The organism is Methanosarcina sp. UBA5 (assembly GCF_002505485.1).
Lineage (GTDB): Archaea > Halobacteriota > Methanosarcinia > Methanosarcinales > Methanosarcinaceae > Methanosarcina.
Genome location: NZ_DAVG01000076.1, coordinates 71,984 through 83,889, shown reverse-complemented (window position 1 = coordinate 83,889; position 11,906 = coordinate 71,984). Strand labels below are relative to the sequence as shown.

General features: G+C 41.1%; 9 protein-coding genes and 1 pseudogene. 5 read left to right on the top strand and 5 right to left on the bottom strand.

Going from position 1 to position 11,906, the window contains the following annotated elements:
• Positions 1-124 precede the first annotated feature (124 nt).
• Positions 125-319: a YwbE family protein gene (locus tag BP621_RS07635; RefSeq protein ID WP_292388914.1), complete on the bottom strand. Its 195-nt coding sequence runs from the start codon at positions 317-319 to the stop codon at positions 125-127.
• 848 nt (positions 320-1,167) lie between these two features.
• On the opposite strand from BP621_RS07635, the gene gatE reads away from it, so the two are divergent.
• From gatE to BP621_RS07610, 5 genes are all read left to right on the top strand, one after another.
• Entirely contained in the window at positions 1,168-3,069 is a 1,902-nt protein-coding gene (gatE, locus tag BP621_RS07630) for a Glu-tRNA(Gln) amidotransferase subunit GatE (protein WP_292388912.1), read from the top strand.
• Positions 3,070-3,657: 588 nt separating this feature from the next.
• Positions 3,658-4,041 carry a response regulator gene (locus BP621_RS07625; protein WP_292388910.1) on the top strand — a complete coding sequence of 128 codons (384 nt, stop codon included), beginning with the start codon at positions 3,658-3,660 and terminating at the stop codon, positions 4,039-4,041.
• Between the two features lie 262 nt (positions 4,042-4,303).
• Positions 4,304-5,785 carry an aldehyde dehydrogenase family protein gene (locus BP621_RS07620; protein WP_292388908.1) on the top strand — a complete coding sequence of 494 codons (1,482 nt, stop codon included), beginning with the start codon at positions 4,304-4,306 and terminating at the stop codon, positions 5,783-5,785.
• Positions 5,786-5,906: 121 nt separating this feature from the next.
• Positions 5,907-7,241, top strand: coding sequence for an aminotransferase class III-fold pyridoxal phosphate-dependent enzyme (locus BP621_RS07615; protein ID WP_292388906.1), 1,335 nt, complete (start codon positions 5,907-5,909; stop codon positions 7,239-7,241).
• A 174-nt stretch (positions 7,242-7,415) separates the two neighbouring features.
• A complete protein-coding gene (locus BP621_RS07610) occupies positions 7,416-7,541 on the top strand; it encodes a hypothetical protein (protein WP_292388904.1) in 126 nt (41 codons plus the stop codon).
• A gap of 99 nt (positions 7,542-7,640) precedes the next feature.
• Here the strand turns inward: BP621_RS07610 and BP621_RS07605 are convergent, their stop codons facing one another.
• From BP621_RS07605 to BP621_RS07590, 4 genes and pseudogenes are all read right to left on the bottom strand, one after another.
• The gene (locus BP621_RS07605; protein WP_292388902.1) at positions 7,641-8,141 is read right to left on the bottom strand and encodes a hypothetical protein; all 501 of its coding nucleotides are present in this window, start codon (positions 8,139-8,141) and stop codon (positions 7,641-7,643) included.
• A gap of 423 nt (positions 8,142-8,564) precedes the next feature.
• A pseudogene (locus BP621_RS07600) lies at positions 8,565-9,512 on the bottom strand (ankyrin repeat domain-containing protein); the annotation flags it as partial.
• Positions 9,513-9,821: 309 nt separating this feature from the next.
• Positions 9,822-10,028, bottom strand: a complete 207-nt coding sequence (locus BP621_RS07595) for a hypothetical protein (protein ID WP_292388901.1) — start codon at positions 10,026-10,028, stop codon at positions 9,822-9,824.
• Between the two features lie 214 nt (positions 10,029-10,242).
• On the bottom strand, positions 10,243-11,247 hold the full coding sequence (locus tag BP621_RS07590) for a right-handed parallel beta-helix repeat-containing protein (protein WP_292388900.1): 1,005 nt from the start codon (positions 11,245-11,247) through the stop codon (positions 10,243-10,245).
• Between the last annotated feature and the right edge of the window lie 659 nt (positions 11,248-11,906).

Below are 11,906 nucleotides of genomic sequence, written 5' to 3'. Positions count from 1 at the left end.
CGGTCATAAGTGAAATTTTTGAATTCAGGCTCAACATAAAGTTAATAGATATGCGATTGGTGGCGGCTCCTTTTTGCCAGCGGTCAGCGTGCCAGTTTTCGAAAAATAACTTATCCTGCAACTTTTAATAGATTTCCTTGACTCTTCCAACCTGGCCATCCGTTAACTGCACTTTTATTCCGTGCGGGTGAGTTGAAGAATTGGTTAAAATTCTCTTTACGACGCCTCGAGTAATTTTTCCGGTTTTCTGGTCTGCTTTTAAGACGATTCCGACATTCATTCCTTCTTTAATATTTGCTCTTATAGTACCATTGCTCATGGCAGAAGGTAAGTTAGAGATTATATAAAGGTGTGCGTTTTCAGGAAATTAGAATGGAAGTTCTATAGAGTGCGACCTAAATGGCATAATGTCGAGGGTAAATCTTAGTCTCGTCTTGTAAATGGATATTTTTATAATCAAGGACCAAAATTTTTTCACCAATCTCAAGTGAAAGGTTAACCACGGAAAATACAGAATAAAGTAAATAGGGCACAATTATTCCATGCTTTCTGATCTTCCATGGTTATAAAGTAAGTGCAAATACTTACTTCAAGGACTATAGTTGATCGTACTCTAGACAGATGGATCACCGGAAATTTCTATAATTACACTCCAGAAGTACCATCATAACCCGAGAGGAGATTTCCTCTGTGCAGAACAACGCTTAAAATAATTTTCGAAAAGAGGTTCTCTGCCTGAAAGCAGCCTGCACTTCTTTACTGATTTTATTAATTAGCGAGTCAATTGAATTGCTTCACTCTTATATACAGAAATACCTTTATACATTTTATAATACCTTTTACATTCAGTTTCCTACTCAATAATTATTCAACAATTACTCAATGATAATTGATAATTGCCAGTACAGCACCTAATAAAGCTAAGAGAGGAATCGAGCGCAAAAGTGTTTAAAAAGAAGAGAGGAAGTAACGAGCCGAAGGACTTAAAACTGAAGGGAGCTCAAAAAGAGCTAGATTTGAAAGACTGGACTTAAATAAAAATTTAAAAGAGCTTAAGGAAAATTAAAAAGAATTTAGGAAAATTATAAAGAATTCAAGGAAACTTTAAGGAAATTAAGGTAAATTAAAGAAAATTAAGGCGCTTCCTGCTTAGATTCGGGTGAAAATATGGAAAAATACGATTACAGTGAACTTGGGCTGAAAGCCGGGCTTGAAATTCACCAGCAGCTGGATTCGAAGGAGAAGCTGTTCTGCAGGTGTCCAACTCTGATAAGAGATGTCAAGGACTCGGACTTCAAGTTTTTCAGGTATCTCAGAGCTACGGAAAGTGAGATGGGAGAAAAAGACAGGGCTGCGGTGGAGCAGACCAAGATCAGGAGGAAGTATATCTATAAGGCTTACGATACGACTTGCCTTATAGAAAATGACGAAGAGCCTCCAAGAGAACTCAATAAGGAAGCCTTGGCTATTTCCCTGGGGGTTGCAAAACTCTTCAACATGAAGCCTGTCGACCAGATGCATGTTATGAGGAAGATTGTGGTCGACGGGTCTAACACAAGCGGATTTCAGAGGACTGCTTTTCTTGCAAGTGACGGGTATATCGAAACCTCTGATGGACGATGTGGAATTGACAGCCTCTGCGTGGAAGAAGAAGCCGCCCAGAAAGTAGAAGAGATTGGAGACTCGATCATATATTCCCTGGACAGGCTGGGAATTCCGCTTGTGGAGATCGCGACTGCACCGGATATCAGAACTCCTCGCCAGGCAAGAGAGATTGCCGAGCAGATAGGAATGTTCCTCAGGTCTACAGGCAAAGTAAAGAGAGGGCTTGGCACAATCAGGCAGGATGTAAACATCTCAATTGCCGAAGGCGCAAGAGTCGAAATAAAAGGCGTGCAGGCGCTTGACCTGATAGAAGATATTGTCCGCAGGGAAGTTGAAAGGCAGTTAAATCTTCTTTTTATCAGGCAGGAGCTTATGGAAAGAAAAGCCTTCGTCTGCGAGGAAATCTACGACGTAACAGGGCTTTTTGTAGACACTAAATCTAAAGTCTTGCAAAAAGGCGTAAAAAAAGGTGCAGTCCTTGCAGCTCTTCTCAGGAAATTTGATGGACTTGTAGGCAAAGAAGTGCAGCCAGGAAGAAGGCTCGGGACCGAATTTTCAGACAGGGCAAAGACTGCGGGCGTTGGAGGGATTTTCCACACCGATGAACTTCCCAACTACGGGATAACTGAAAAAGAAGTCAAGACTGTCAGAAACGCGATAGGTGCATCCGCAGGGGATGCCGTAATAATGGTTGCGGACGAGCCCGAAAAAGCCAGGCTCGCAATCGAAGCGGTTATTGAAAGAGCAAAAGAAGCCATAGAAGGAATTCCTGAAGAGACCAGAAAAGCCCTTCTCGATGGAAATACCGCTTATATGCGTCCTCTTCCTGGTGCTGCAAGGATGTACCCTGAAACCGATGTGCCTCAAATCGAAATCTCGCAGGAATATTTCGATTCAATTGAGATTCCCGAACTCCTTACTGAACGGGCGAAACGTTTTGTCTCTGAAAACGGCCTGAATGAAGAGCTTGCCGAAAAAGTAGCTTATTCAAAGCATCTTCCTCTCTTTGAAGACCTGATTGAGACATACAGAAAAGATGCAAACGTAAACTCAACCCTCATTGCCAGAACTCTTGTCGGGATCGTTCCGGAAATCCGGAGAAACGGGGTCGAGACAGAAAACCTTGCGGATGAGCATTTCAAAGGGCTTTTTGCAGCTATTTCAAACCAGGAAATAGCAAAAGAAGCTATCCAGGATCTTTTGGCCGCTCTTGCAAAAGAGCCTGAACTAAGCGCGCCAGAAGCGATCTCAAAGCTTGGGTTCAGTGCTTTTGACCCCGAAGAAGTTGAAAACTTCATCAAGAAAATCGTCAGGGAAAGAGGAGACTTTATCAAGGAAAAAGGTCCGTCAGCTCTTGGCCCCCTCATGGGTATTGTCATGAAAGAATACAGGGGCACGGTTGATGGAAAAATCCTTAGCCAGATGTTGAAAAAAGAACTGGATAGCTTCATCAATCAGGAGTAACTCCCTTCTTTTTCCTTTATCCTTTATCCTTTATTCTCTGTTGTTTATCCTTTATTTTCATTCTTTATTTCAGTCGAATACCCCGCTAACTTGCTGCGGGGGTGGAAAACTTCCCCGGTAACCGTTGATGATAATATAATCTATCAACTCCATTTTTCGGTTACTAACTTCTGCTCAAACTAAATTGTTTAGGATTAGTATTTCCTTTAACGGAATTTGGAGCGGTGACGCGAACATACCCCGTTGTTTGCAGTGGGATGCGCCAGCGCAACTTTGATTTTTTTTGTTTTTTATTTATTATCTTCTTAAAAAATGCTTTTTTAAGCCTTCTGATCTCTGCACGTTCCCTTCAAGAAAGTTTCAGGCCAGACGGGATAAAATAATAATTTTTTATTTCTGGAACACAAAAATTCTTACTCCAGAACGACAAAAACTCTCATTTATGAAGTAAAAAAGATAACTTTTTATGTTAATTAAGACATTTGTATTAGTGGTAGTTGTGGGTGAGATTCTGGTACATAGGAGATGATAAGTGGTGTAATGATCCACAAGAAGGTTGCAAGATAATAACCTCAGGAGAAGATCCCCGTGAAAATACTGCTTGTAGATGATGATCCTTTGTTTTTAGAGCTATCAAAGACCTTCTTAGAAGTCTTCCATGATATAACTTCGGATACTGTAAACTCTGCAAGGGAAGCCCTTCAGAGGATGGAGAAATACTCCTATGATGTGGTAGTCTCAGATTATGATATGCCTTTAATGGATGGTATCACGTTCTTGAAAACTATCCGTGACAGAAGGATTAACACTCCCTTCATTCTGTTCACAGGTGTGGGTAGAGACGAACTTATGCACCAGGCAATCGAGAATGGCGCAAATTCCTTTATTCAGAAAATAGGGGACCCAAAAGTTCAGTACTCTGAGCTGTCAAAGAGAATCTGGCAGGCTGCCAGCAGCAGTGCAGGCTACTAAAAAGAACAAAATAAGAACTTTGAGCCCTGCAGTAGTCTCAACCAGATTCAAAAGATTTATACTTATCAATAGCTGTTGCTAATTCAGTTTTCGAATCTTTTTTTCTTTGCAGGTTTTTAAAGAGTCTGGTATATAACTTTATTTAGTCTCTCCCTGCTCAATAAGAAATAGGATTATCCAGCAGGCCAGGAAAGGCCTTCTGTAATAAAAAATTTCTGGAATATGTTTATTTCCTTGTATATTCATCCTTTATGGGGATTTTATGGTTCAGGAGTACAAGCTGTTTATAGGAGGAGAATTTAAAGACTCGTCAACCGGCGAGGTTTTTGATGATATAAATCCAGCTACTCTGGAAAACCTGGCAACAATACAGATAGCTGGAGCCGAGGACATTGACAGTGCGGTTGAGGCTGCTGAGGCAGGGTTTAGGCTCTGGAGCAAGATTCCGGCTCCTAAAAGAGCTGAGGTACTCTTCAGAGCAGCCCGAATTTTGCAGGAAAGAAAGGAAGAACTTGCTGTTCTTATGACGAAAGAGATGGGAAAGGTGCTACCTGAGACAAGAGGAGATGTACAGGAAGCCATTGATATCACAAACTATGCCGCGGGAGAAGGAAGACGGATGCTTGGGGAAACAACGACTTCCGAACTTAAGGAAAAGTTTTGTATGACCGTGCTGAGACCGATAGGGGTTGTTGGTCTAATTACACCCTGGAACTTTCCGAGTGCAATTCCCGCCTGGAAGATCATGCCAGCCCTTGTAGCTGGAAATGCAGTTGTTTTCAAGCCTGCAAGTGACACGCCCCTGCTTGCCCTCAAGCTGGTAAAGGTGCTTATTGAAGCAGGCTTGCCTCCTGGAGTAATAAACCTAGTAACGGGGCCTGGAGAGACTGTCGGGAAAGCTGTCGTCCAGAACCCGCGCATAAAGGCTATCTCCTTTACAGGCAGTCTTGATACCGGGAAATGGATAATGGAAGAATGTTCAAAAACCATGAAACGGGTTTCTCTGGAACTTGGAGGCAAAAATCCAGTAATTGTTATGGATGACGCCGATCTTCAGCTGGCCCTTGAGGGTGTGCTATGGGGAGCTTTCGGGACTACCGGACAGCGCTGTACTGCTACGAGCAGACTGATTCTGCATGAAAAAATAAAAGACGAATTCATAAAAAGACTGCTTGCAAAAGCAAAAGCTCTCAGGATAGGTGACGGGCTTCTGCCTGAGACGGACATTGGGCCTGTAATCAGCAAAGCCCAGCTTGAAAAAATCGAAAGATACGTGAGAATAGGAAAAGAAGAAGGGGCAACTCTTCTTGCGGGGGGAAACCGAGTAGATCCCGGGCTTCCCGGCTATTTCTTCGAGCCCACAATATTTACGGATGTCAGGCCTGATATGCGAATTGCACAGGAAGAGATTTTCGGGCCAGTGCTCGGGATCTTTACGGTTTCAGACATTGAAGAGGCAATCGAACTTGCTAATAGTACCAAGTACGGGCTTTCTTCGGCAATCTATACTGGAAATGTAGGAAATGCTTTCAAGGCAATTGAAAAAATCGAAGCCGGAATCACATACGTTAATGCTCCTACAATAGGGGCAGAAGTCCATCTCCCCTTTGGAGGCGTGAAAGGGACAGGAAATGGTTTTCGGGAAGCTGGTACCGAGGCCGTCAAGGAGTTTTCCGAGGTAAAAGCTGTATATATAGATTATAGCGGCAGGTTACAAAAAGCCCAGATCGATTCGTCGGAATAAAATTCATCGGAGTAAAGTTTGAGAGCTTAGAGAAATTGGGGAGGAGTGTATTCTGGCTCAGGAGAAAACCGAAGAATTTGAAAAAACGCAGGGAGCAGAGAAGCCGGGAAAATATAAAGCGATGGAGGCTGGTCAGTATCTTGATTTTTTTGAACATGAAGTAGGGATGTTTAATATCGTCGGCCCGAAAGCCAAAGAGATTATCGATCAGGATTGTAACATAACATCGGCCTGTACAGCCCGACCCTATCCTCTGGTTGTAGACAGCGCAAAGGGTTCCGTAATCAGGGATATAGACGGAAGAGAGTATATTGACTTGGTTGCAGGGATTGCTGTTATGAACGCAGGCTACTCCAACCCTGAGGTCAAAGCTGCAATCTCAGCCCAGCTTGAAAAAATGACTCACTGTGGATACGGGGATTTTTTTGCCGAACCCCCTGTGAAACTTGCAAAAAAGTTAGAAGAACTTTCAGGATATTCAAAAGTCTTTTACTGCAACAGCGGGACTGAAGCCATCGAAGCTGCAATCAAACTTGCCTTCTGGAAAACAAAGCGGCAGGGGCTTATTTCATTTTATAATGCCTTTCACGGACGGACTCTGGGTTCCCTCTCTCTTACCTGCTCAAAAGCCAGGCAAAAGGAACATTTTCCTGCGCTTCGTACAGCTCATTCCCACTATGCCTACTGTTACCGCTGTCACTTTAAACTTGAATATCCTTCCTGCGGGATCGAGTGTGCAAAAGAGATTGAAAACCTGATTTTCAGGCGGGAATTGAGCCCAAAGGATACAGCTGCCGTTTTTGTGGAACCAGTCCAGGGAGAAGGTGGATATATCGTCCCCCCTCCTGAATTTCATAGAGAAATAAGGCAGATCTGTACAGATAACGATGTCCTCCTTGTAGCGGACGAAGTTCAGGCAGGCTGCTTCAGGACAGGACCTTTCCTTGCAATGGAAAATTTTGGGGTCAGGGCCGAAATCTCATGCCTTGCAAAAGCCCTTGGAGGAGGTCTTCCAATGGGGGCAATGCTTGCAGACCGCGAGCTTATGGACTGGCCCCAGGGCGTCCATTCAAACACCTTTGGAGGTAATCTTCTGGCTTCAGCCGCGTCTCTCGCGTCTCTCGAATATCTGGAAAAGGAAAATATAGAGAATCGAGTAAAGGAGCTTGGTTCCCAGATGAAGCAATGCCTGAGAGAGCTTCAGGAAAACTTTCTCTGCATTGGGGACGTACGCGGCCTCGGCCTGATGATCGGAGTCGAGATTGTAAAACCCGACAAATCAATAGACCCGATACGGAGGGATAGAATTCTGAGGGAAGCATTTAAAGAAGGAATTCTGCTTCTCCCCTGTGGAGATTCGGTAATTCGTTTCTCCCCACCGCTAGTTATTACAAATGAAGAACTTGACATTGGACTCGAGAAATTTCAAAAGGCTCTGAAAAAGGCAGGCATTTAAGCCTCCGAAAAAGATAAAGAAATTAAAGAGTCTTCGAATATGAGTAAAAGAATGAAAAGATTTCCTAATGAATTTTGCAGTCTTCAAGAATAAATTAAAGACCAGTGCAGAATATTTCTGTATAATTAGATGAAAATTGTAAAGTTTTTAAGTAGATATCACGTATACAATAATATGGAGTATCAGAACAATGATCTGCTTGAGAACGATGGTTTCGCTTTGATTATTTTCATAACTGCTATTGCAATGGCAGTAAGTCTCTTAGGGATAATCATCTGTATAAAGGTAACCAATCTCTAAGAAATGTGTAAAAAGGACTACTTTTTTCTTTAAATAATTACACGATTTTGTAAAAAATAAAAAGAGAAGATATATTTTTCTATTTTTGCAGCCCTTTCTTTATTTTCTGTCCTTCTCGACTTTGTTCAGTCCATCTGTCTGCCTGAGCGTTAAAAGCCTGCTTGTAAGGGGAGCCATAGGAAGGTCTGTAAGCGTTAGAGAGCAGATTCTTGATCCGGTCAGCATTCTTCCAGGCAGATCAGGCAAGATCTCAAGCCCTTTTCCTGCAGGCATCTTTGGGCTTTCGAATATGGGCTCCAAAAGACCAGCAGATTTGATTCCGATACAGGAGCTGGAAACAAGCCTCGGAATAGTTTCCGGACTCAGGCGGAGGTGATCAGAAGAAGAAAGTCCCAGATCTCTTTTAGGCGAGAGACGTTTATTGAAATCGGGTATAAGTCCCCTGAACTGGTCAAGAACCGGATTTGAAAAAGTAACTGATTCGTAGGTAGGAGTGAGATTCCCGACAAGGGCCTTTTCGCGGGCCGCACGGTCAGTTAAGTAAGAAGGTGAAGCTGAATTTTCGGGTTTACTGCCATTCATAGCAATAAGGATTGTCACGATGGTATATCAATCATACGAGGGCTTTTCCTATTTTCTTCATTATAATCCAGAACTTAGAGAGACCAGGCTGTTGAGACCGATTTTTCATGGATTAAAAAAACCACAAAAACCTTGGGCTTGAAAAAAGCCGTAAAGACCTGAAACTTGCAGACCTGAATATATGCAAATACGACTTTTCCTTATCTTCTTGTGCGAATGATTACATACTCAAATAAGGTTTCCCTCATTCTTAACTATTGAATCTCTGCAATCTTTTTATCGGCTCTCTGCAACCTTGTTATTGGTTTTCTGCATATTTGACAGTGTGCTGGCTTTTTAACCTCTATCATCGGGTTTTTGATATTTGCTTTATTCTAAAGTGCAATTTGATTACTGTATTCTTCACTGTAACAAGTCATGAAATTCATCTTCCCGGAGAAATCAGGACCTGAAACTCGCACCACTTTCAACAAGCAAATCAACAATCTCGTTAAACTCCATTTCTGCCGCAATATCCAGAGCAGTATTGCTATTTTCGTCCTGAATATTAAGGTCGGCACCACTTTTAATAAGCAAGTCAACAATATCCATATTCCCAGATTGTGCCGACAACATCAAAGCGGTAAGCCCGTTTTCTTCTTGGATATTGAGATTGGCACCACTTTCAAGAAACAAATCTACGATACCCCTGTACCCTCTATCTGCCGCATAAATCAAAGCCGTGTTACCGTTTTTGTCCTGAACATCAAGATCAGCGCCGGCGTTAACAAGTAACTCAACAATATTTTTATGTCCAATCTTTGCCGCAGCATTCAAAGCAGTGTTAAGGTTTTTGTCTTGAAGGTTAACGTCTACCCCACCTTTAATGAGCAATTCAACAATGTCCTTATGACTCCTATTTGCGGCAGAAATCAAAGCCGTTTCGCCGTTCCTGTCCTGAATATTAAGATCGGCGCCGCCTTCAATAAGCAGCTCAACAATGTTCCTGTATCCTACTTTTACCGCAAATTTCAAAGCAGTCTCGCAGTTTCCGTCCCGAATATTAAGGTCGGCACCGCTTTTGGTGAGCAGCTCAACAATGTCCCCACGTTCGATCTTTGTCGCAGAAATTAAAGCGGTATCCCCGTTTTCATCCTGAATATTAAGATCGGCACCGCCTTTAATAAGCGATTCTACAATGTTCCTGTATCCCTTGTTCACCGCATAAATTAAAGCAGTTTTACCATATGCATCCTGCGAGTTAATATCTACTTTATCGCTTTTCAAAAGCTTCTCTACATTTTCTATCTGCCCTAATTTACAAGCTTCAAAAAAATTTTGAGTTTTATCTGTACCAAATAAATTAGATATAAAATCCATCAATGTTTTCTCCTCAAATATCGAATATTTATATTACTAGGTTATAGCTATCCTGGCATCTGTAATTGAAGTGTGGAATGGAAAATATAACTTTTATAGCTCAGACAAAATATAATTATATCACTCAGAGAAAATAAGTTTTATCACTCAGCATCATGAAATTATATGCCTATATATTGACTCAGGTTATCAATTCTTCTTTTGGAAGCGGAAAATTGGTACCTCAAGAATAAGAACGATACTGAATGCAATGCTCCAAATGCAATGCCCAGAACGCGATGGGACAATAATCACTCATTAATTTTCGCGCCACAAAACTCTTTTCCCTTCTCAGCAGCTTCATTTCCAAGGCTGAGTTTCAGGGGCCCGTAGATGGTACTTGAAAACCTCACCGTATTTGGCAAATTTGCACAGCAAATCCCCTCCGCTAAGAAGAGAGTTGAGGTGATCGGGATCGCTTTCAAGAAGCATCCTGAAGACATTTAAGGCTTTTTCCTTTTCGCCAAGCTCAAGAAACGTTGTCTTTCCAGCACCAGGTTTCAGCATTTTCAGGCTTCATAATAGGAGCCTTATTCCGGGAAAAAACTGGACCTGAGAATTTTGCAGGCCCAGTCCGATGGTTTCCTGGGTTCGGTTGCCAGAATGCGATCAAAAGCCTCAAGGGCCTTTTTCAGGAGTCACATCCTGAAATATACTATTGCCCTTTGCTGGTCAGGATTTTGGGGGATTTCGGGTCAAATGCAAGCGCTTTTAAGGCCGATTAATCCACATTATAAGTATCTCCATTCACGTTATTCGAAAACGAATTTCCATATACTTTCAAATTACTGCCAGCCCAGTTATCTATTCCTGTACCTGTACCTGCCAGTTTTTTTGCAACATGCACTTTAGTGTTTTTTATTGTATTGCCCTTTATGAGGGTACCGTCCCCACCGGAGTAAACAAAAATGAAAGCATTACGGCAACCGTCACCTACATTATTGATTATAGTTGCTCCATCCAACTCTTTTATAGATATCCCGCCTGTATCTACAATATTATGAGATTGCCCGCATTTAAGGAACTTATTTTGTTTTATAACCACTCCTTTATTGATCCTTAATCCTTGACTATAGGCAATAAGTTGAGCTCCGGGGCCCCAGGTTTTTGTAAGAACATTCTTTGAAATTTCTACATTAGGATCTTTAAAGTATTTAGAATACTCAATTTGAATTCCTGCATAGCCGCCCCTTCCATCCAGTTGAGCATTTACAGTGTTTCCATATATACGAACATTGACCGAGTTCCAGTCCCGAATTCCTGCATTTTTCCGGGTAGTAACCTTATTACTGTAAATATTTACATCGTTGCAATCGACTGCATAAAAACTGTCATGTCCTAGACGTTTTGCTATGTTGTTATGGACTTTCACTTTTTTGCATGACTTGAAGCGTGCTCCGTCGCCTCTTCCATTGATAAAAGTACAGCTATCGATTTCCACATTACTGCAACCTTTCAGAAATATTACATTATGATAGCCTTTTGCATACGGAACTTTCTGTTTATCGCAGTTCATATTGAAAGTAATACACCTAATCTTCACATTTTTTAAATTGGTACCGTCAATAAGGGGAACCCATACATCCCAGTTTGAATTTTCTTTAAGAAAAAATGTAGTTTTCCCTGTTACTCCTTGTAGAGTTACACCGGACTTCATTTGAATGGGCTTTTCAATAAGGTAAGTTTTTCCCTTAAGCTGGACAGTACCGCTCGAGTCTTTAATCATTTTATTAATTTGGACTTCGTCACCCGCACTTGCAATTCCTGTAAAATATAAAACTAATAAAAAAAGTAATAGAATCTTTAAGTACATAATTGAGAGAAGTGTTCAAAATATTTAAGTTTTATTATTTAATATGTATATTTAATTATTTTAGGCATATATTTTATTAATATACAACTTAATATACCACCATACTTCATACAACAGTATCAGATTGTATTTTCTTAAATATATAAGAGAGTTGATATCAACAAGACTACTGCTCCGATTTAAGTATTTAGTTTCCGGCACTATATTAGTTTTAAGATTTAAAAAAGAATTATAGATTAGGTTCAGTCTTTTTATGATAGAATCATTATTTAATTTATTCATTTTCCACTTATGGTTCTATTAGCCCATCCCAAAACCAATTTTTTTCTTATATCAATGAGAGTTTCAAAACTTTTTTCGTGCTTATAAGCTCGATAGATTATCTTTAATCCGAGCTTCAGTGAAGCAGTTTTTAAGTTTTGGGATTAGTTCAAAATATAATATTGATATTACCCGAGTCCCACAAGCCTTTTCAAAAAACAGCTTGCCTGCAAGCTTTTTCAAAAAAGGTTTTATCGAAAGCGAGGCAACGTTTGGATTTGAGGACCTCATCCCCAAACCCTATCGGCGTG